20 protein-coding genes are annotated in these 22658 nt (G+C 37.0%); 7 read left to right on the top strand and 13 right to left on the bottom strand.

Annotated elements, in window-relative coordinates; genetic code table 11:
- Window positions 1-41: 41 nt before the first annotated feature.
- Both LLS04_RS04775 and agaF read left to right on the top strand, forming a co-directional pair.
- The gene (locus LLS04_RS04775) at window positions 42-1217 is read left to right on the top strand and encodes an SIS domain-containing protein (RefSeq protein WP_323610544.1); all 1176 of its coding nucleotides are present in this window, start codon (window positions 42-44) and stop codon (window positions 1215-1217) included.
- On the top strand, window positions 1218-1655 hold the full coding sequence (agaF, locus tag LLS04_RS04770; RefSeq protein ID WP_003775648.1) for a PTS galactosamine/N-acetylgalactosamine transporter subunit IIA: 438 nt from the start codon (window positions 1218-1220) through the stop codon (window positions 1653-1655).
- A 57-nt stretch (window positions 1656-1712) separates the two neighbouring features.
- On the opposite strand, the gene LLS04_RS04765 is transcribed toward agaF, so the two are convergent.
- A complete protein-coding gene (locus LLS04_RS04765; protein ID WP_323610543.1) occupies window positions 1713-2903 on the bottom strand; it encodes an AraC family transcriptional regulator in 1191 nt (396 codons plus the stop codon).
- Between the two features lie 195 nt (window positions 2904-3098).
- On the opposite strand from LLS04_RS04765, the gene agaV reads away from it, so the two are divergent.
- The 4 genes from agaV to LLS04_RS04745 all read left to right on the top strand — a co-directional run bounded on the left by agaV (window position 3099) and on the right by LLS04_RS04745 (window position 7357).
- Entirely contained in the window at window positions 3099-3575 is a 477-nt protein-coding gene (gene agaV, locus LLS04_RS04760) for a PTS N-acetylgalactosamine transporter subunit IIB (protein WP_003775652.1), read from the top strand.
- 19 nt (window positions 3576-3594) lie between these two features.
- Entirely contained in the window at window positions 3595-4401 is an 807-nt protein-coding gene (locus LLS04_RS04755) for a PTS mannose/fructose/sorbose/N-acetylgalactosamine transporter subunit IIC (protein ID WP_003775654.1), read from the top strand.
- On the top strand, window positions 4391-5311 hold the full coding sequence (locus LLS04_RS04750; protein ID WP_323610542.1) for a PTS system mannose/fructose/sorbose family transporter subunit IID: 921 nt from the start codon (window positions 4391-4393) through the stop codon (window positions 5309-5311). Before LLS04_RS04755 ends, LLS04_RS04750 begins: the two co-directional genes overlap by 11 nt.
- 165 nt (window positions 5312-5476) lie before the next feature.
- Window positions 5477-7357, top strand: a complete 1881-nt coding sequence (locus LLS04_RS04745) for an LPXTG cell wall anchor domain-containing protein (protein ID WP_323610541.1) — start codon at window positions 5477-5479, stop codon at window positions 7355-7357.
- A 39-nt stretch (window positions 7358-7396) separates the two neighbouring features.
- Here the strand turns inward: LLS04_RS04745 and LLS04_RS04740 are convergent, their stop codons facing one another.
- From LLS04_RS04740 to LLS04_RS04710, 7 genes are all read right to left on the bottom strand, one after another.
- Entirely contained in the window at window positions 7397-8698 is a 1302-nt protein-coding gene (locus LLS04_RS04740; RefSeq protein WP_323610540.1) for a class II D-tagatose-bisphosphate aldolase, non-catalytic subunit, read from the bottom strand.
- A 143-nt stretch (window positions 8699-8841) separates the two neighbouring features.
- The gene (locus LLS04_RS04735) at window positions 8842-10158 is read right to left on the bottom strand and encodes a uracil-xanthine permease family protein (RefSeq protein ID WP_323610539.1); all 1317 of its coding nucleotides are present in this window, start codon (window positions 10156-10158) and stop codon (window positions 8842-8844) included.
- 447 nt (window positions 10159-10605) lie between these two features.
- Window positions 10606-11067, bottom strand: coding sequence for a DUF5680 domain-containing protein (locus LLS04_RS04730; protein ID WP_123171873.1), 462 nt, complete (start codon window positions 11065-11067; stop codon window positions 10606-10608).
- Between the two features lie 81 nt (window positions 11068-11148).
- Window positions 11149-11712: an accessory gene regulator B family protein gene (locus LLS04_RS04725; RefSeq protein WP_323610538.1), complete on the bottom strand. Its 564-nt coding sequence runs from the start codon at window positions 11710-11712 to the stop codon at window positions 11149-11151.
- An 80-nt stretch (window positions 11713-11792) separates the two neighbouring features.
- The gene (locus tag LLS04_RS04720; protein ID WP_323610537.1) at window positions 11793-13091 is read right to left on the bottom strand and encodes a sensor histidine kinase; all 1299 of its coding nucleotides are present in this window, start codon (window positions 13089-13091) and stop codon (window positions 11793-11795) included.
- The gene (locus LLS04_RS04715) at window positions 13092-13811 is read right to left on the bottom strand and encodes a LytR/AlgR family response regulator transcription factor (protein ID WP_254007240.1); all 720 of its coding nucleotides are present in this window, start codon (window positions 13809-13811) and stop codon (window positions 13092-13094) included. It abuts the gene before it with no gap.
- A 96-nt stretch (window positions 13812-13907) separates the two neighbouring features.
- Entirely contained in the window at window positions 13908-14018 is a 111-nt protein-coding gene (locus LLS04_RS04710) for an AgrD family cyclic lactone autoinducer peptide (protein WP_254007239.1), read from the bottom strand.
- Window positions 14019-14550: 532 nt separating this feature from the next.
- Between LLS04_RS04710 and LLS04_RS04705 the strand changes: the two genes are divergently transcribed.
- Complete coding sequence (locus LLS04_RS04705) at window positions 14551-15051, top strand: FUSC family protein (protein ID WP_254007238.1); 501 nt, start codon at window positions 14551-14553, stop codon at window positions 15049-15051.
- A gap of 41 nt (window positions 15052-15092) precedes the next feature.
- Here LLS04_RS04705 and LLS04_RS04700 read toward each other — a convergent pair whose 3' ends face one another.
- From LLS04_RS04700 to LLS04_RS04680, 5 genes are all read right to left on the bottom strand, one after another.
- Window positions 15093-15626: a TetR/AcrR family transcriptional regulator gene (locus tag LLS04_RS04700; protein WP_254007237.1), complete on the bottom strand. Its 534-nt coding sequence runs from the start codon at window positions 15624-15626 to the stop codon at window positions 15093-15095.
- Between the two features lie 141 nt (window positions 15627-15767).
- Window positions 15768-16298 carry a dihydrofolate reductase family protein gene (locus LLS04_RS04695; protein ID WP_323610536.1) on the bottom strand — a complete coding sequence of 177 codons (531 nt, stop codon included), beginning with the start codon at window positions 16296-16298 and terminating at the stop codon, window positions 15768-15770.
- Window positions 16299-16320: 22 nt separating this feature from the next.
- The gene (locus LLS04_RS04690) at window positions 16321-16914 is read right to left on the bottom strand and encodes a PepSY domain-containing protein (RefSeq protein WP_323610535.1); all 594 of its coding nucleotides are present in this window, start codon (window positions 16912-16914) and stop codon (window positions 16321-16323) included.
- A gap of 109 nt (window positions 16915-17023) precedes the next feature.
- Window positions 17024-17872 carry an undecaprenyl-diphosphate phosphatase gene (locus LLS04_RS04685; protein WP_323610534.1) on the bottom strand — a complete coding sequence of 283 codons (849 nt, stop codon included), beginning with the start codon at window positions 17870-17872 and terminating at the stop codon, window positions 17024-17026.
- Window positions 17873-17984: 112 nt separating this feature from the next.
- Entirely contained in the window at window positions 17985-22646 is a 4662-nt protein-coding gene (locus tag LLS04_RS04680; RefSeq protein WP_323610532.1) for a S8 family serine peptidase, read from the bottom strand.
- Window positions 22647-22658: the final 12 nt, after the last annotated feature.

Raw genomic sequence — 22658 nt, 5'->3', positions numbered from 1 at the left:
ATAATGACAGTGAACAATGAAAGATAGGAGACATATACACTATGTTTAACAACAACGAACAAACTTGGAAAGATCTCAAAGCGTTTGATACCGCAAATGAAATCCACCAACAACCGCAAACATGGGATAAAACATACCATATTGTTTTAGAACGTCGTCAAGAAATCCAAAACTTTATTAATCAAGTGATTAATGAAAAAGAATATGATGTAATCTTTACCGGAGCAGGTACTAGTGAATTTGTAGGAAATGCCCTTGCACCTGTACTTGTAAAAGAATTCAATTCAAATTTTAAATCAATTGCTACTATAGATATTGTGGCTACACCTGCTTTATTTATTGATCCTGTAAAACCTACATTACTTGTATCCTTTGGTCGTTCAGGTAACTCACCTGAATCCATTGCAGCCGTAGATGTTGTGAATGAAATCAATAAAAATGCGAAACACTTAGTGATTACATGTAATCACGAAGGAAAGCTTGCACTTCGTGATGATGAAAACATCTACTCAATCAAACTACCTAAAGAAACAAATGACCTCTCATTTGCAATGACAAGTAGTTTCTCAAACATGTTCCTTGCTGCATTCTTGGCTTTCAATACGGAAAACCTTGAAGCACTTTACCCTTCAATTAAAGACATTATCCGTGTGGGTTATGCATTTAATGAAGAAGGCTATAAAGTTGCGATGGAACTTGTAGAAAACTTTAAATTTGATCGTATTGTTTACCTTGGTGATGCAGACCAAAACGGATTTGCTCAAGAATCTGCATTAAAAATGCTTGAACTTACTGCAGGTGAAGTTGTGACAATGCATAACTCACCACTTGGTTTCCGTCACGGTCCTAAATCAATTGTAAATGGTACAACACTGACAGTTGTATATATGAAAGAAGATCCTTATACACGTCAATATCAAGTTGATATTATTAAGGAAATGAGTCCTCAACGTAATGGAAACCAAATCATGGTTGTGGATACTATGAATGATGATGTGATTCGTGAACTCGTTGATGTTTATGTTTCAATTAACTATAATGAAGATACAAATAAAGATTTAGTGGGACTTAATATGGTTATGTATGCACAAGTATTATCTCTTTACAAATCTCTTGATTTAGATAAGTCACCGGATAATCCATGGCCATCAGGACTTGTAAACCGTGTCGTACAAGGTGTTATTATTTATCCATATTCCTACGAGGAGGAAAAATAGATGATTGGTATTGTCGTAACAGGACACGGACGTTTTGCGGAAGGCTTAACGTCTGCTGTAGAATTAATCGCTGGGAAACAACCCTCATATGAATCCGTTCTCTTTTTAGAGGAAAAAGGACCTGAGGCGTTGTCTGAAGACTTAAAAGTTGCAATCAACAACGTTAACACTGGAGATGGTGTTCTTGTCTTTACAGACTTAAAAGGTGGAACACCGTTTAAAGAAGCAGTCATGATTGCGACACAACAAGAAAACGTGGAAGTTCTCACAGGAACCAATTTATCCATGTTACTTGAAGCCAGTCTCATGAGACTTGGTGAACCATTACTCCATGATTTTGCTTTATCACTCAGCGAAACAGGAGCATCGCAAGTCGATCTCTTCGACATCGCAGACTTACAACGCGATGATGAGATTGAAGATGGCGATGGCATCTAACAATTAAATCGAATTTGGTAATCGCTCAAAGCTTATCAAATCAAATAAAAATACCAGCTAATCATCGCTGGTATTTTTATTATATAAAGACTGCGCATACTCGGTAGGAGACAAGCCAAATTGTTTTTTAAACTTACGGGAGAAATAGTGAATGGAACTAAAACCTAAACGCATCGCTACCTCAGTAATGGGTAAGTTTTCTTCTAAAATCATGACTTGCGCTCGCATCATCTTAATATCATTAATATACTGCTTTGGAGGCATGTCCATGTTTTTCTTAAAAAGAACTTGTAAACTTGAACGACTGATCGCAAAATGATCACATAAATCCTCTACCGATATGGGTTCACAGATATTATTTAAGATATACTTATTAATCTCATTTACCAATTCATTTTCAAAATTAGCTTGAATAGGATTCGAGTTCAAATGTTGTGTGTGATTTGGGCTGTCATATTGAATGACTAAGATGATTAGCTCTTGTAAGTACGAAATCATGAGATCACGTGAATACGGTACGTTATACGTCTCCAAAATGGTTGAATGTTTAATAAAACTATTAAACAAATTATACATTTCTTGTGTACAGGTAAAGACTCTATTTTTAATATGATCGATATCATGCACATTAATATTCATGTCAAACATGATTGTTAAGTAAGAACAGGACTTATCCCCTTCAATGCGTTGTTTGTGAAATTGATTTGGGAAATAAAGCATCATGCTTTGACTTTCAAGTTTGAATTCTTTCCCATCAATTTCCGTAACCAACTCCCCTGTATCCACATACGTAATTTCCCAATAGAAATGCGATTCCCCAGAAAAATGATAATTTTTCCCTTTAACACTATAATAATATGAAAAAATATCGGTAACATAAAACTTCGGACGTATCGGAAGGTAACCTACCTCTTGTTCATTCTCATAGTGATGAACGGAGTAAACACCATCCGATTGAATGGATTCTTCAATCACAGCACTTTGTGTAAGGGGGATTACGGTATAAGGGATATCAGGATTTAATCGGGCAATCCGATGGATTACAAACTGTTCTGGATCACCTGATGGATCTAAAATCACAACCAATGCAATCCCTTCTAATACTTCAAGTGTAACGGGCACTGATACTGACTTTAAGTACTGAGGGACTTTTCCTTCCACAAAGAAACGATGAACTTTAAAGTTTGATGGGTGATCTTGTACTTTTCCATACTTCAAGAATTGTGGGCTTGTCGTTTTTAAATACATAGTTTCTCCTTTATTCATTACAAATATTCTAACTTAATCATAAGATATTCTTGTTCTTATTGTGTGATAAGCAAACGAGTAAACACAAAAGTGCAAAACAAGTATAAAATTGTGCAAATATTATTTGTGAATGTTAAGGTACACTTATACTATAAGAGCGCTTACATCTCTTATGGCAGAAGGAGGAGAGTTTAGATGCCTAATATTGTATTAACACGAATTGACAATCGATTAATTCATGGTCAAGTCGCAACTCAATGGTGTTCCGCTATTGGAGCTAATTTAATTCTTGTTGCGAATGACGAAGTAGCATCAAATAAAATGCGTCAAGGATTAATGGATATGGCTGCACCAAGTTATGCAACCACACGCTATTGGACCTTACAAAAGACAATCGAAACAATTCATAAGGCTTCAGACAAACAAAAGATTTTTATTGTTTGTGAGAGCCCTGCTGACGTATTAACACTTGTGGAGGGTGGTGTTCCCATTACGAAAGTAAATATTGGAAACATGCATATGTCAGAAGGAAAACGTCAAGTAGCCCAAGTTGTGGCTGTTGATGATCATGATGTGGAAGCATTTAGACGTTTAAAAGAACTGGGTGTAGAGCTTGAGATTCGAAAAGTTCCTACCGAAAGTGCTGATAACATCGAAAAGTTATTTCAATAATATATAGGAGGAAAGAATTATGAGTAGTTTTTCAATTATTCAATACTTGCTCGTATTTATCGTTACATTTATTGTTGCGATTGACCAATTCAGTTTCCTTGAATCACTCTACCAACCTATCGTTGTTGGTCCTGTAATCGGAGCGATTTTAGGAGATATGAAAACCGGGCTTGTTGTTGGGGGAACATATCAATTAATTCAAATTGGTAGTATGCCTGTTGGGGGAGCACAACCACCAAACGCAGTTATTGGTGGTATCATGGCAACAATCTTTGCAGTTTCCATGCCAAGTGTTGATCCAAGTGCCGCTGTGGGGATGGCGGTTCCATTTGCACTTTTAGGTCAATATGCTGTAACAACAGCCTTTACCTTAATGTCACCACTAATGAAGAAAGCGGATGAAGCTGCGAAAGCTGCAAATCCAAAAGGGATTGAACAAATCAACTATATCGGGATGGGTTTAATCGGACTACTCTTCGCTGTCATTATTATGGTTGGTATGAAACTTGGTGTATCGTTTAGTGGCGCAATCGTTGATTGGTCATCCAATAATAGTTGGTTTATGGCCGGTCTTGCAGCTGGTGGTAAGATGATGCGTTATGTCGGATTTGCAATTCTTATGAAGATTATGCTTTCCGGAGAACTCTGGGGATTCTTCTTCCTTGGATTTGCATTCGCAACCATTATCAGTAAAGTTCCAGGACTTGGTGGTTCCGCATTGCTTATTATCGCAATGATTGGTACTGCAATCGCTATCTACGATTTCCAAACAAATACAAAACTACGTGACTTAACATCAGGTGGAGGTGACGAAGATGGAATCTAATACATATAAAGATCTAAATCCAGCACAACAATTGGATAAGAAAACGTTAAATAAAATGGTTTGGCGTTCACTCTTCTTACAATCATCGTTTAACTACGAACGTATGCAAGCAGGTGGATGGCTCTATGGTATCTTGCCAGGACTTGAGAAAATCCATACAAACAAGGATGATCTCTCTGCATCCATGGAACATAACTTAGAGTTCTTTAATACGCACCCATTCCTTGTTACCTTTGTAATGGGGATTGTACTCTCACTTGAACAACAAAAAGCAGATATTCCTACCATTCGTGCCGTACGTGTTGCGGCAATGGGACCACTTGGTGGTATTGGGGATGCACTCTTCTGGTTAACACTCGTTCCAATTACTGCTGGGCTTACAGCGAATATGGCAATTAACGGAAGTTTAATGGGACCAATCTTATTCCTCTTAATCTTCAATATTGCGCAATTTGCAGTACGTTACTTCTTAATGCATAAGTCTTATGAGCTTGGTACAAATGCTGTATCACTCTTTACAGAAAATGCGAAAGAGTTTACCCGTGCAGCAAGTATTCTCGGTGTATTTATTGTTGGAGCACTTGTGTCAAACTACGGTGCTACTTCCCTTCGTATTTCAATTGATCAAGGTGGTGGAGCCTTCATTAACTTCCAAGAAGTCTTGGATGGTATCTTACCTCAATTGATTCCGTTAATTATTACACTGATGCTCTTTGTACTTGTTAAGAAACACAACTGGACACCTACAAAATGTATCGGGTTATTACTTGTAATGGGTCTTGTGGGTACTGCATTTGGTATCTGGGCTGAAGACTCGGGTGCACTTGATGCAAATGGTAATCCAATCCAAGGTGGTTATACACCTATTGTGGAATGGTATAAATTACCAACACCAAAAGAAACTGAATAATCAAACAATTAGGGATGCAAGCATCCCTTTTTTATTTGTCTGCTTTATGTGGTTTATGTAATTTATGTAGGTTTTGTAACATCAATGGTGTTTTTTATGACACATTACCCATTCTAAACTGACCGAAATTATACAATGGTCCTACCAAAGAATGGAGAACCAGTTATGAAAAAAACCTTACAAAAACTAAGTCTAGGACTTATAACCGCAGTTTTAGTATCGACAACATTTACCGCAATCTCAGCTGATACAACAACTGTTGTTGAGGATGTTGTGATTAACCAACGCTTCGCAAATGCATCGGGTCGTGTCGATTCCGACTTCTTCTATTATGAAGTTGTCCTTACGAATAATGGAAAAAATACTGAACGTTATGATGGCTATGATTTTAGTGCAAACTTCAGTTTGAAAAATGCACCTGAAGGGCGTCGATTAAAATACGTTACCAATGCAATTGATCATGTTTACTATAAAAAAGATTGGTATGGTGGTGATCGAAAGGCCGCAACAGCAATGGTTTGGGATAATGATGAAGGTCAATGGAAAGTTCCCAACCCTTGGGTTGATATTGATGGAAATCCCCTTTCAACCGTAACACCGGGTAACCCTAATGGAATTCGTTTACGTATGTTTGATACAGGAAAAGGTGCTTTGTCTTTACGTCCTAAATCAGAGACACCCCTACCTGAAACTGGTCTTTCTGGACCTTACCAATCTCTTTTAAATGGTGGTTGGAATCTTAATGCAATTTCTCACAACAGTAACGAGAACAATGTCCTTGCATTCGATTTATATGATGGCGAAACCAAAGCCATCAACAACGGTAAAATCTTTGAAATTAGCCAAGAGAAAGATGAATCTTTATGGCCACATGCACATGGTGCGTGGCATGCCTTTAGTTTTGGTAACTATGTTTATTACGAAGTAGAAAATGACGCATCAATCTCTTACGAACCACTTACGATTAATGACCGTTATGCACTTAACGATACAGTAACTCTAAGTACTCGTGCTTCTATCAATGCACCCGTATCTTTCGGTTTAAACTATCAATGGCAAATGAGCGCAGACAACGAGACCTTTACAGATCTCGAAAATGAAACTGAATCAAGTCTTTCTTTTGAAGCAACAAAAGAACAAGATGGCGCATACTATCGTCTTGTAATTGGTGTTGATCGTACAAGTACAGAGGTTATCACAAATGCTGTACAATTGAATGTAAATAAAAACATCTTATCGTATAACACACAATTAGCTGATATTGAAAGTCCTCTTTCAGAATTTAGATATGCTCAAGAAACCATTGGCACATTACCTACTTTATCTCATGATTCCCATGAGTTTATAGGTTGGACTTATGATCAAGAAGGATTACTACCGGTTAATGAAACAGATGTTATCAAACAAGATACCGTTCTTTACGCATCATGGAAACTTACACACCAACTTGAACTTGTTGTCGATCCAAGTATTGATTATAAGATTGGTTCAATCTGTAAGGACACAGACTTCCTTCGTGATATCAATGCCCACATTCGTCGTAGCGGAGCAAACCGCATGCTTGGACAAATCCAACTTGTTTCAAATTTTGAATCTCAAGTTGATCTAAGTCAATTAGGTGAATATGAAGTTACCGTACATGTTGCGGATACACTAACCTATGCTGCTCAAGATCAAATTGTAAAGGTAAGAATTGTTGATGGGGATGTGGAAAAACCAAGTCCTTCTCTACCTGAAACAGAAACTCCTATTACTCCGAGCCCTCAGCCCGAAGTAAAACCTGAAGTAAAACCAACATTGCCAGCGGGACCAACACATACTATCTCTGAAAACACTCAAGAAGAACGTGTTGAAAATGGTAATATCACAACATCTAAGAATACTGTATTTGTAATTAATCAAAATTCCGGTTTAATTGAGAGTAATGAAGCAACAGATCCAAGCACATTACCCAATACAGGAATCAGTATGAGTACAAAACCTTTTATAGGTCTTGGTATTATCGTAGTTGGTATCTTCATGGCCACACGTCGTCGTAAAGACTAAAAAGAAAACCCATTCCAATTGGAATGGGTTTTTATTGAACTAAGCTTCAAGCTCATCAACATGCGTTGCATATTGATAATCATCAAGATAAAGTTTAATGTAATCTTTAATAAGTGCTTCCGCATTATTCTCAACAATTCCCTCTTTAATACGACGGTATTGGTATGGCATGTATTGTGAGATCAATGTCATCGGAATTTCTACGGAATTTAAATTTGAAACAAGTTTTGTAATGGCTGCTTGTACAGTAGGTACTGGTAAATAGTAACGTGCACGGTCACTGTAGCTGTATTTACGTTTGATAAAGAGTTCTGCTTCAGTTCCATGGTAATGTTTTTGCCAGTTTCCAGGTTGGTCAAGCATTGCAGTTTCTAAAACATCTACAAAGTTTGATGGATCCGTACAGATTTGACTTTCGATATGTGCAAGCGCAAAGAGTGCTTCACGGTATGCGAAGGTTAATGCTGGTCCAACCTTCAAGATTGTGATACCATCTTCAACCATTTCACGTAAATGTGTTGGTGTTTGATAGTCTGTTGAATGACCTTCAAATACGAATGAATCAAATTCACGTTTTAAAGTATCTGTAAGTTCTTTCGCATTTTCACGATTGTATTGGAATAAATCAGCATCACCAAACTCAACCCCTGGTTGAACAACAATACCAATTACAGAATCGAATACTTTTTCCACGTCTGCTGCTTTAAATGTTTCTTGGAATACACGGTATGTTTCTTTAAATGCTTCTGGAGATGTTACTGCGAGAGTATCTTCTTCCTCTTGAGCACCACCTGGAATTGGCACTTCACTACCAATAATAAATGCAGGGAATACTGCTTCAGGATCGTCTTTAAGTAAATCATCATAAGCTTCTAAACAAACTTTTGCCATCATTGCTGAACGACGTGCAATGGTTTCATTTGATAACACTTCTTCAGTACTATCATCTGCAACACGCATTGATGTATCTAAGTGAATTTTTGTAAAGCCAGCACGAACATAAGCATAGACTAAGTCACATGCATTTTTCATTGCTTCATCTTCATTTAAATCAGTCCATGTTAAAGGACCTAAATGGTCACCACCAAGAATAATGCGTGATTTGTCATATCCAACTTTATCGGATAATTCGTAAACAAACGCTTTAAAATCAGCAGGTTGCATGCCTGTATAACCACCAAATTGGTTTACTTGGTTTGCAGTCGCTTCAATCACTACTGAAGAATTGTGTTCTTTTGCGAACTCTAATGTTGCTTCAAGTACGGGTCCGCTTGCCGTACATGCAGAATAAACACCCACTGGACGTTTATTGTTTAATAAAAATAATGGATTTTTTTTCATCTATGTCACCTCTCGAATATAGATTATCATGTTCATCGTAGCAGTGATTTAGTTTAATAAACAATTCAGTTGTACTTTTCGATTTTGGTTTGAAAAATGCAAATGAAACATATGGTATAAAAAAAACGGCCGAAGCCGATTGGTTAATAAGTCTCTTTAATTTCTTTGGGTTTATCAATAAAATTCAAGAAAAGGTTTAGGACAATTCCGACAATAGCCGCTAAACTCATACCTGTTAATGAAGTTTGAGATGTAATTTGAACACTTGCACCACCAAGTCCAATCACCAACATCGATGCAACCACAACTAAATTTTTCATATCCGATAAGTCGGTACGGTCTTTAATTAACACTTTAATACCATTTGAAGCGATTAGTCCATAGAGCACGATGGTCATACCACCAATAACTGCCCAAGGAATACTTGTGATAAAGGCTTGAACCCATCCTAAGAATCCAAGTAAGATTGCGAAGATTGCGGCTAATCCGGTCACATATACTGATCCTACACCCGTCATCGCGATAACACCTGTATTTTCACCATATGTTGTGTTTGCAGGGCCACCAATGGCAGCTGAAACAAAAGTAGCCAATCCATCACCTAAAATTGTACGGTTTAGTCCTGGACTTTCAAGATAATCTTCACCCGTAATTTCACCAAGAACAACGTGGTCACCAATGTGTTCCGCAATGGTTACAAGCGCTAACGGTGCGAATGCAGCAACGGCTGTGAAATCAAGACTGTAAGTTCCGATAAACTGGAATTTTGGAATTTGGAAGAAACTATATCCTTGGAATACAGTTCCAAGATCTACAAGTCCTAATGCAACAGAACTAAAGTATCCTACAAAAATTGCCACAAGGAACGGTACTACTTTAATAAAACCTTTTCCTTTAATTGAAACGAGTACAACACTCATAAATGTTACAAATGCTACTAAAGGAACTTTCCACGCAGCGCCTTGAACACCAACATACTTACCTTGCTCTAAAAGAACATCAATACCCATTAAACCTGCTTCTTTAACGGCTGTCGGAGCGAGGGATAAGCCGATGATCACAATCATCGGTCCTACGACTACTGGTGGTAATAACTTTTTGATCCAACCACTACCGGTAAAAGTAATCACGATGGAAACGATTAAATAAATCAGACCTACAACCATTAGACCGGTATAAGCACTTGCTGCGCCTCCCGTTGAAGTGATTGCGGCAGCAACACTTCCAATATATGCAAACGAACTTCCTAAGTAAATTGGGACCTTAGCGCCTGTGCATAGAATATAAATTAAGGTACCAATACCACTTGCGACAAGTGCGACACCAACATCAAGACCTGTTAAAAAAGGTACGAGAATGGTTGCCCCAAACATCGCAAAGACATGCTGCAAGCTTAGGATAACCCACTTGCTTGTTGAACTGGGTTTCTCTTGAACCCCTACTGTAAGATTATGACTCATGTGTAAAACCTCTTCTTTCTCCCGTATGGTCTTTTATACAAAAGGACACCCGAAGGTGTCCTTTAAGTTTAAATAAGGTAAAAAGCAGCTTTATGCATCATAATACAAAAGTTGACTGCGTACCTTGCTGTGCTCTCTGTCACAACTTAAAGGACTCATACTATCGAGATTATAGCATAGGTTCTCAGATAAATACAAGTTCAATTTAAAAGACCCTTGTATAAAATAAATGTGAAATACCATTTATTAGGAAATATCATCATATTTCAAAACAGAAACCTTCGACTATGTACAACTGATGGAAATCATTAGCGAATCACTTTTGAAACTACAAGATAGTTCTTTTAAAAATACCTAATATTTACTGATCCCTCTTTGAAAAGAAAAAAACCAAACTAAGTTTGGTGTTAATGTTTATCTCGATGTACTCATTTCATTATGTGAATATTAATCAAAATGAGTATCTAAAACTAATCCCCCATGAAAATTGAGTTCGTACACTAATTCGTCTTTATTGAAGATAAGTTCTCTGCCGACAAACCAAGAAAAATCACCATTTGCCTCCATTACATAGGTATAATCACCTTCAGAATAAAACGGTTTACCCCTAAATGGATAATCAATTGTTGGCTCCATCAAGGCCTTTTTCAAGAACTTGCTTGAAAATTTTTCTTCATTAATGACCCTTCCACTGTAATTCATTGCCCAAACAGGATTTAATTGATTCCAGATTGCTTCTTCACCAGTGAACAAATGAGTACCTAAATAACTATCAATGTATTTGTACTCTCCTGAATTAAACTCTAAATCATATGAATGCGGTCGACTACTATCTACTTTTCCAAAACCTGATGCATAAGTATTTTTTTTGGCTTCAATTAGGAAAACAATTAACGCTTCATAATTCATAACAATCTCCCTCTTTTAGTTATATTATGGTTTCTACACTTAGTTGACACAGACTTAGAGGATAAATATCATAGTGCTCAATTATGATTCACGAAGATAAATAATTTGTCCTAAAGCAAACGTTACCGTTACTACCATAATGACATTCATCACGACTAAAATAATATCAAAGATACTTGGAAGTGCTAAGGTAAGGATAAATAAAATGATGCACATGAGAATAATATAGCTCATAAATCCAGAGTTCTTATTTAATTGAATATTGTTTCGATTAAACAAAAACACAAGCATAATCGACCCACAAAAGGCAGATGACAATAACATATAAGGGACTTTAAAACTTGTATCGATAACACTTGGTCCAAATACCGAAAAGATATATGCAAAAACTGTCATGGTAAAGCAACCAAGAAATGTATTTGAATGAAACGTATCATCTAAACTTCGAAGCGCCCCTAACATCACGACAAATGCAAGTGTTGGTCGAAAGCAATGAAATACGATACCCATGAGAATGATAAAACCAAAAGTAAAAAGATTGGACATCACGACTTCTAAAGCAAAGCGCATGCGATCACAATCATCTTCATCAATATATCCGTACTTATAAAAATTATGACTTAATTTCAATGATATTTTTTTCATGTAACACCTCTTATTTGTATTATATGAAAAAAAGATACATGATAAATCGAAATGGTTTATATTGTATCTTTTTATGCATATTATGATGATTTTGAAAGAATCAACGTGAGTTTGAAATAATCATCTTCAATTTTGCTGTCCATTCTTCCCAAGTATTTTTCAGTTGTCTCTTTCATAGCAACCATTCCAAATCCGCGTTTATCTCCAAGTCGTTTTGAAGAAAGGTAAACACCATCTTTCATTCGTGGCATTTCATGAAATGTATTTAAAACTTGAATCTTACAAAACTGGCTGTTCTCTTCAAGATATAACTTCACCACACGATTACGTTCGCATTTTCCTGCAGCTTCAATCGCATTGTCTAAAGCGTTTCCCAATAATACCGTTAGATCATACGGTTCAATTTCAAATTCAGAAATACCGACACGGGTTACAAAATGGATGTGTGGATTTTGAGTGATCTTAGAGTTTACGATGGCATTAATAACGGGATTTGGTGTATTCACATACGTTTTCAAGGCCTCATGATGAATCAGTTCATGGATATAATTACGGGCTTCATCATCTTTCCCAGACTCGATCATATACGATAAAGATGCCATATGATTTTTGAGATCATGTTTAAGTTTTAATACTTCCACATCCGATTCTACACGTTCCACTTCACGTTTTTGGTATAGATTAAACGCATCAATCATCGTTTGATAGGTCTCGTTTTTGACCTTCATTTCAAAGTAGTTACTGATAATCATAAACATAATTGAAATTAAGATAGTCTGGATGATAATAAAGTAAAAGATAAGATTTTTAGAAATAATATAATCTTGAGTCAAAACAATATCAAAAAGTACAATGATTACGAGAAGATTCACGACAAGATAACCGAGTGTATAGTTGGATACGAAAATATCTTGGGTAAACTGCTTTGGCCCTAAAAACCGTCGTAATAACTCAATGAGAATGATTGTTATGGTCTTAATGCCAAACATCACAATCATTCGTAATTCGGTTGCACCCATCAAGACATCAACTTGAATATTGGTAATCTTTACAACTGCGGATATTACAAGAATTGTGATAATTCCTAACAGCAGATAATAAACAATTGCGGACATGACCTTCGCAAAAACACTTCCATCAAAAAGAACAAATACATAAACAACCAGCAACACCCCCATAATAATCGAAACAAAGGAGGAAAACGCTGTCGATACGGTTGCGCTAAAAATTAAAAAGGATGTTAGGAAGGTAACACCCCAGAATTTGAATTTATGATTATCTTTAGTTGTAAGAAAGACTTGCGCCGCTCTAAAAAGCAACAATACATCTAAAAGACAAAACAATGCTTCCCCAATAAGCATCATGCCTTCATTTGTCATCTACAATCGCTCACTTTCTACTAAGAAATCTAAGTAATTTTGATATAAATTTTTAAACTGACCGCGTGATACTTCAATCAAATCATCATACCCCTTCAGTTTGATAACCCCTTTTCGCATCTCTTGAATATACATCATATTCACAATATAACGACTATTGGGTTGAATAAACATCGATTCAGGTAAACTCTCATACACTTTTGTGAGACTGGTTGACTTCATGACATAGGATTCATCTTGAGTAAAAATCGTTATATTCCGATTTTCATACAAAGCAAAAACAATTTCCATAAGTTCTAAATTTAAAATCCCTGAATCAAACTTAAAAACAACACTGTCACGTTGTGTAAGACGCGTTGTAAGCTGAATTAACGCCTCTGGCAACTGCAAATCCAATTCTTGCTTCAAGATATAGTCATAGACATTAAGACCAAATGCGTCCTTAATATAGCCCTCATAAGAAGTGATAAACACAACGACGGTACTTGGACTATCCAAAGAAAGGCGTTTCGCTAACTCCACACCATTTCGAGAACCCAACTCGATATCCAATAAAACAATATCAATCTTGGTCTGTTTAACACATGACAATACATCATCGGGATTATCAAAGATTAAGATGCGATAATCAATATCTCTACTAAGCAGTGTTTGATTCACAACTTCCCGAAGACGATCATGCATTATCGTTTCATCATCAACAATTGCTATTTTAATCATAACCATACCATTCCTTTGCCTAAATTATAGCATAACCCCAATCAAAAATTGAAGCCATAAAAAAAACCTTGGTCCGTTACTAACCAAGGTTCTTTATTATTTTTTCTTTGGCAATTCTGGCTTATAGAAAGACCATAGTGATAATGTCGTAGCTTGATCCGAAATTTTCAACAAACCATGTACTACGTGATTAACTATTTTTTTCATTGGCCTCCTCCTTCCGCCCCAAATATCTGTATTGCTTCACATCCCCTTGATCAAAACAAAATTTGGTACGATGTGCTTTGTCTGCATGTATGATAGAATGCAAACAGATCGTTATGCGTAATAACTGAAGTAACAATGCTTGAGTATATGGTCAAGTATAACCAAGCGTACAAATCGATTATGTGCGATATAATGATTTATAGGAAGTCAATGTACTATTTAGAATATCCCACCATACCTAAATAAGAGCTCCGAAGTGTGTTCGTCTTCGTTTAAACATTCCTAACTGTTACTTAACTTCATCGAAAAGCAGTCGTCTCACCAAAGACGGTTGCACACGATTCATCAGACACTGATGAATCATTATTATGGTGTGTGCTGCATACATACAAAGAAGGTTATGATTTTTTTTTGTATTGTTATGCAAACCTATAATAACGGAAGAATGACATATTTTGATATTTTATGTATAATTTGTATGAAATTAAGGATATTTTGTATTTTTACACAAAAAAGAAACATGAGGTGCCACATGGACACGAAATATTTACCCGGTTTACGAATTCTAAAAACAACCCTTGCGGTTGCAATCTGTCTCGTCACTGCTTGGACGTTAAACTATCCTGCTCCTTTCTATGCAGCGATTACCGCCGTTTTAATGATGAAGTCATCCCCAGAACATGCAGTGCGTGCTTCACTTGATCGTATCTTAGGGACTCTATTTGGAGGAATCATTGGAATCTTATTTCTTCTCATTACAATCTATTTTAATATTCCCAGTGAATCCTTAACCTATACAGTACTAATTGTAGTTGTACTTTTAGTCGATCTAACACTCTGTAAAATTTTAAATCTACGCGAGTACGCTACATCCATGTCAGCCATTCTTGTTCTTGCTGTCTTACTCAATCATAATGGTACCCAAGGCGACGCAATACAATATATGATTCGACGCATTCTTGAAACACTCTTTGGTATCTTTATATCCGTGATTATTAATAAATACATCAACCATAAAGAAGAATTATCTTAAAAATTAAAAAGTCTCAACGGGATATGTCGTTGAGACTTTTTTTAATATGATACGATGCCATGAAGCAACATTTGCATTGTATTCTCAACCGCTTCTTCTTGCGTTACATTACCCACATATACTTGAACCCAAGCAATTGAAACATAATTATTAATCGTATTGATAATCCAACCTTCATTAACCTTCTGATTCAACATCTTCTTTTTATACATTTTAATCACAACAGTATAAAGAGGTTTTAAGATTGCATGACATTCTTGTCGTAGTTCATCCGAGTTTAAACCATCCGGATAATAATATAAAAAATACACACGATCACCCAGTTCAATGAGCACATCCACAATATCTTTTAACGATTCAAATAAATCCAGCTTGCGTTCGAGACCCTTAAGTGCGGTATCAATTTCTTCAATACATGCTCGAGCCATTACATCATAAAGCTCGTCACGTCCTGTAAATGTACGGTGAAACGTAGCACGACTGATACCTGCATTTTTTGCGATATCATTCACCGTAGCAGTAGGATTCATAATTATAAAGGGCACAGTTCTTCTAATAATTTCTTGTTGTTTCATCATAACCTCTTTGCGACATAAGTGTGTCATTCCACTAATAATACAACTGCCACATGGACAAGTCAAGGACATTCGCGGTCATTTTTCACACTTATTTCATAATAAAATTGATTGCGTATTAAAACAACAAAAAAAGCGCATTTAACTGCGCTTCTCATACTTCAAATAAACCAATTGACCTTTTGTAAAACTTTCCACCAAATTAAGATGTTCCATGTTTATCGATTCTTCAAATAGCGCTATCCCCTTGCCGAGTAAGACCGGCGCAACCGCAATCCAATACTCATCAATAATGGATGCATCCACAAGTGCTGAAACCAACCTTGCCCCACCTACAATCCAGAGATCTTTACCCTCTTGGTGTTTTATCGAATTGAGAACTGCGACGACATCTTCCGAGATGACAGTCATGTTATCTCGAGGCTTTAGGTCTTGTGATGAAACAACATAGGTATACGAATCCTCATACGGATATACATCTGGCGAAAGTTCTTCAGTCACCTGTTCGTATGTTTTCCGTCCCATGACGACAGTATCAACGGTTTTGTAAAACAAATCATAAGTGTCATCATCTATAGAGTTATAAGGCTCCAACCAATCAATTGCACCCTTTTCATCCGCAATATAGCCATCCAAACTCATGGCAATAAATAATTTAATTTTTCTCATCATAATACTTTCTAAGTTTCATAAACTAATCTTCACGCAGAACTTTACCCGTGATCGCATCAACCTTGATGTCGATCGAATTTTGATGCGCTCCAACGATTTCAACTTCATAAATAAACAAATCTTTTTCTTTTTTAAGTTCAACTTCCACAAAATGTCCGGGTTTAAACTTCATAGCTTGATGCATTGCTTCTGATACAGGTATTATCGTATCAAACTCATCACGCGTAAATCCATCCCGCTCGACTTCAACCAATTCTTCATGATCCAAATATTCATTTGTCTCTGACAGTATTGCATGATTATTATTAAATACAATTTCAATTTCACTGTCTTCGATCGCTGCCTTGACCTCATAGACACCTTCTTCATGAAGGGGACGATAAGCAATCTCTGTAATAATTGATTGTTCATCATGTAAAGAAAAATAGAATTCAAGGGCATCTTCAAATGAGACATCCGGAAGATGATTAGGATTTTCTGTATTCGGTTTAACAGGCGGAAGTTTATGAACCTCTTTATCGATGGGACGAGGTTTCACCGTAGTCGCAGTTTTACCACGATCTGCACACCCGGTAACGATTCCTAGCATCAAACAAATACAAATGATCTTTTTCATGTCGACAGTCCTTCCTCATTCTTTTCTATTTCTATTTTAGCACACACTTGCTTGAACAACTGTGTGTTGTATTGTGATTTTAATTAGAAAAAAGAAGCCGAAGCTTCTTTTAGAATAATAATGGTTTTACTACATAGAAGAATAAGAGTACGATAATTCCTAAAACAATTCGGTAAACACCAAATGCTTTAAAGTCATTCTTCTTAAGATAATTCAATAAGAATCGAATTGCGAATACTGAAACAATGAATGAAACAACCATCCCTACTACGAGCAAACCAAACTCTGAAAACATAAATCCATTTCCTTTAATGAAGAACTTCGCTAACTTCAAAATACTTGCTCCAAACATAACAGGAACAGCTAAGAAGAACGTAAATTCAGTTGCGACAATTCGTGATACACCAAATATTAATGCACCCACGATGGTTGCGCCAGAACGTGATGTTCCTGGAAATACTGCGGCAATCAATTGAAATAAACCGATAATTAATGCAGTTTGGTATGTAATTTCAGAAATTTTTGTGATTCTAGGTTTTGTATCTTTATTACGGTTTTCGACCACTATAAAAATAATACCGAATAAGATTAACATAATTGCAACGACTGTCGGATTATACAAATGTGCATCAATCCAATCATCAAATAGAATTCCAACAATTCCAGCTGGAATACATGCAACGACAATCTTTAACCACATATCGATAATGTTTTTTTCAACGGTAATTTTTCCATCTTTATTTTTCTTAAATGGAAAGAGTTTATGCCAATAAATAACGACAACGGCAAGAATCGCACCCAATTGTATTACAACAAAGAACATTGATTTAAATTCAGGTCGTGCATTCAGTTTAAGGAATTCATCAACAAGAATCATATGTCCTGTACTACTAATCGGTAACCATTCTGTAATTCCTTCAACAATACCGAGGATTATAACTTTTAATAACTCAATCAAACTAGAGTCCTCCTATTTATATTATGCCTTAACAGACTATGATTAGAATAACATATTGAACACTCATTGTGATGAATTTGATGTAAATTTCAGTTAAAAGATCATGGATAAATTATTTCATGCGATTCTTTTTATCATTGATAACACGAATTATAAGTCCCAATCCAAGGAGTGTATAACCATGATATTGCGGTGTTACTCCGGTTTGAGGTAACGATTCACTTGCGACACCAAAACGAATCATTGGCTTTTCTTGTTTAACACTTTCCACCTGTGGTGGCTGGACAACAGGATCTTTTGGCTTAACAATTGGTTTTTTCAGATCGTCAATCGGTTTTAAACCGCCATCAACAGGTTTTACAGGTTTGGTAGGGTCGGTCGGTTTTACCGGATCTACGGGATCAGTTGGTTTTACCGGGTCTACAGGATCAGTTGGCTTCACTGGATCTACGGGATCTGTTGGTTTTACCGGGTCTACAGGATCAGTTGGCTTCACTGGATCTACGGGATCCGTTGGTTTTACCGGGTCTACAGGATCAGTTGGTTTTACTGGATGCACGGGATCTGTTGGTTTTACCGGATCTACGGGATCTGTTGGTTTTACCGGGTCTACAGGATCAGTTGGTTTTACCGGATGCACGGGATCTGTTGGTTTTACCGGGTCTACAGGATCAGTTGGTTTTACTGGATGCACGGGATCAGTTGGCTTCACTGGATCTACAGGATCAGTTGGTACGACTGGATCGATTTCTACAGGTTTAGGTTTAGGTTTTACGGTAACGGCTACAGATTGTTCTTCGCCGTCTTTGGTGCGATAACGCACATCCGTTTGACCTTCTTTAAGACCTTTAAACATCATGTCCTGTTCGTTATTTTGAGGCGTTCCTTCAAGGTACTCTACATCCCAAACCCATTTTCCTTGTGCAGGTTTTGGACTTAATTTAAACGTGTTTCCGACCTCTACCGTCATCGTATTCGGCAGGTTTTTAATCACTTGAACAAGTTGATTGATTGCTTGTTCAAGTTTGTCTACCATAGAATCAATGTGGCTTTGATCGATACCTTTTTGTTTGCGAAGCGTTTTTGCTTCCTGAAGTGTTGTTGTAAGGGATGTGAAGGATGTTTTGGTGTAATCATCTGCATTAAGATTTGATGCCTGACTGATTAGGATATCAAGTTTTTTAGTATCCAATCCCCCTACTTTTACCTTCGCAACAGCACGTGTTCCGTTTTTGAGTTCCGCAATGACAGCTGCTTCACCCGCATGCTCTCCTGTAAATTTGAGCCCTGCAATACTTACGTGTTCTTCATTACTTGTGAGTAATCGCGTTACAACTTGTGGATTACTTGGATCATTGTTTTCAATGATGAATTTTGGTGAAACGACTTCACCCGAGTTAATTTCATATACACTTTTATCAAAACGTAATGTTGGCTTATATTGAGGTTGATCCACTACTTCCACCTCATACTCTAACTTTTCATAGGCATTTTGCACCGTAATTTTTGCTTTACCTTTTTGATGTGCTTCAATTTCTCCGGTATCACGCGCTGATACAATATGAGGTGCATCAGAATCGAAGGTACGTTTTCCTTCTAAATTATATGAAACAAGTTGGCGTTTTTCTCCAACCTTCATCTGAAGTTTCAACGATTCTTCTTCAAACACTTCAATCAACGCTACAAGATCAATACCGTTTTTATCTTTTATTTTAATAAAGGTTGCTCCTGGTTTTAAGCCCGTCACAAGTCCTTTATCATTCACATCCGCAATCTCAGGGTCTTCAGATTCAAATGTAGGTGTTTGCCATTTAAAATTACCCGGTTCAAGCTCTACTTGTACTCCTACCTTAATTTTGAATTCATCAACTTTTAGATGTGGTTTCGGTGTCCCGGGGACGACTGTTTTATAGTTCGTTTCAAGCATTCCTGCATCAACTGCGGAAATAACCACTTCATGCCCTTTTAAGTTTGTCACATCTACATCAAAAGCGTGACGTGAGACGAGATCATAAGGTGTATATTGTTTCTTTAAAGGACGATTTACTTGTACTTTACCATTATAAACGGGGTAGAGTGCTGTCTGTGTTAAGAATGTATTGTCATTACTTTCCACATGCATCATGACTGTGCCACTTTTTTCCGTAAACTTAATTTTATCTTGAGGAATGACAGGTTTGGTGTTATCAACGTGGATTGTATGAACAATCTCTTGGTCAATTCCCTTACGATACCCTAAATCTGCGCTGATTTTCATATCATATCGCCCTTCGGGTAGTGGGTTTTTCTGTTGATCAAGACCTGTGAAGGTTGAGAATGGCCAAAAGAGTAGATTAGGAACTTGTTTTCCATAGGAATTGTTGTAGAATGTTTTGCGAATATTTGGTCGTTCTTCTTTCATAATGACCTTTTTTGTTTGTTTGTTGGTAATTTCCATCGTCATGGATTCGACGTTTCTTAATTGACCTAAATTAATACCACTGAGTTTATCGTATAAGCCATCACCATTCGGTGAGATGACAAAACGACTTGGGTTTGTATAAATCATACGACGATCAAAAATATTACCACCCATCGGCATTTTATCGGATAAGTAACGGTGTGCATAATTGCTTGCACGAACTCCCATTTCATATTCCGCAGCATGATCGAAAATCGGTGCTTTTTCCCAATCTCCATAAAAAGCGAGAAATGGAATACTTATTTGCGGATGACTTGCGTGTGTGAGTTGCACAAACCCCTCTACATACGTACCATTTTCAAATTCTTGGTTAAGACGTGTTTTCTCAGCTTGTGTAAGCTGTACTGTAATCGAAACATCTTTTGTTTCTTTTGCTTTTACAGTTATGGAGGTTACACCTGAACGTGTTACATCCACACTGCGATTATCATCTGTCATAAACGCACGTTCTCGATGATCATCCATGATACTGCGTTTGATTGCGGGTACACTTACTTTTTCTTGAATCTGATACGTTTCGGTTTGCATTCCCATATTGGTAACTTTAAATTTTAACGTATAATTTCCCGTCTTGTTTTGATCATCCCCCAATTCGATTTTAGGACGATTGGATCCATCATGATTTTGTTTTGGATCAACGCTTAAATAGACTGGTGTCTTAATGGCTGCATTGATATCCATCATTCCTGCGCCTTGTTTTCGGACAGGTTGTGGTGCTCCATCTTTTTGGACGATTGGATGCGCGGTACTCATCAGTAAATTATTAGTGAGTTCCATTTTTTGAATGTTCGTTAAATTACCAAATTTATCGTTTAAGTACTGTTTCATTAATGCGGATGCACCTGCAACATGAGGTGTTGCCATGGATGTTCCTGACATCTCATCGTAGTTTTGACCGTTTAAACGAGGCATCGCGGAGCGTATCCATGCTCCTGGCGCTGAAATCTCAGGTTTAATACTGATATTAGGTGTTGTACCGATACTGGAGAAACCTGATAAGGTAACTTGAGTTGGATCGATCGTTTTACTACCAGGACGATATTTTGTATTGTTTACACTTGCAACAGAGATGGGTGATGCATAAGTTGAAGGACTCCCAACAATACCGTGATCGGGATCCGAGGCAAGCGTTAAGTCATTACCATATAAGTTTTTTTCAGAAGATGACATAGCATTTCCTGCCGCCACATCAAGCACAATACCGTTATCACGAATACGATTGTACATATCATTTGTTGGTTTGTAGGAATCATGCATATAACCTGCATCACTTCCTAAACTCATGTTTATAACATCAACGCCTAAATAAACACAATCTTCTAACGCTGATACTAAGCTGATATCACTGGCACCGCCACCTTTATCACTAAATACTTTAAAAATCATCAGTTGTGCTTCCGGTGCAACACCTCTAAAGTCTGCTTGATCTTTTCCTGCTACCGTTCCCGCAACGTGAGTACCATGCGCTAAACGTCCATAATTATGCGCACTTGGATCAACAATTGCATCTTTATCCGCATAATCATAAACAAACGGTACTTTGTCATTAATATAAACATGATCTACCGTAAGACCCGGTGTATTCGCTGTAGCTTTCAGTTTTTTATTATTAAGTACTGACTGAATTTTTTGTTTATTAATTCTGAATTGTGATGGTGCTACAGCAAATGCTGGATGGCCTGTATCGAGACCCGTATCCAATACCGCCACTACAGTATTCTCACCTTTGTAATGGGATTGTGTCCAAACCGTATCGGAACCAATAGTACGATTACTATCAACCATTTGCGGTTCTGGTATCTCGTAAGTTTGACTCACAAATGCACTCTTAACCCCTTCGATATCTTTAATTAAATTAAGATCATCCAATGAAGCCTTAAGCGAAAAACCATTCATAACTCGTGTAAAGTTACTATCTACCGCTACATCTTTTTGTATCACTTCCGCAATCTTATCCACTACAACTTCATGAGATTTGATTAAATTCGCTTCAAGGTCTTGAGCCTGTTTCGTTTCCGAAAACTCACCCAAACTCCCTACTTGTCTTATCTCATTTTCGTAATCTAAAATTGGACGTGCTTCAAGTTCCACAATAATATCGACGGGTACACTTGGATGCACAGAAACTTCTGGGTCTTCCTCTTGAGTATTTGTATCTTCTTCATCCAAGATTGTCTGAACGATAGATAAATCATCCATAGCTGTGAGTTCAGCTAATGTTCCCTCATCGTTTGCACGAATATTTGTACCGGTTGTTATCACTAAAAGGAGTGATAAGACCAATGGCATCATCGTTTTAAATCTTTTTCTCATAAAATCACCGCT

Origin of the sequence: Erysipelothrix enhydrae, assembly GCF_035066605.1 — a bacterium.
In the GTDB taxonomy this organism is placed as follows: Bacteria; Bacillota_I; Bacilli_A; order Erysipelotrichales; family Erysipelotrichaceae; genus Erysipelothrix; species Erysipelothrix amsterdamensis.
This window is presented reverse-complemented; position numbering and strand designations above follow the sequence as displayed.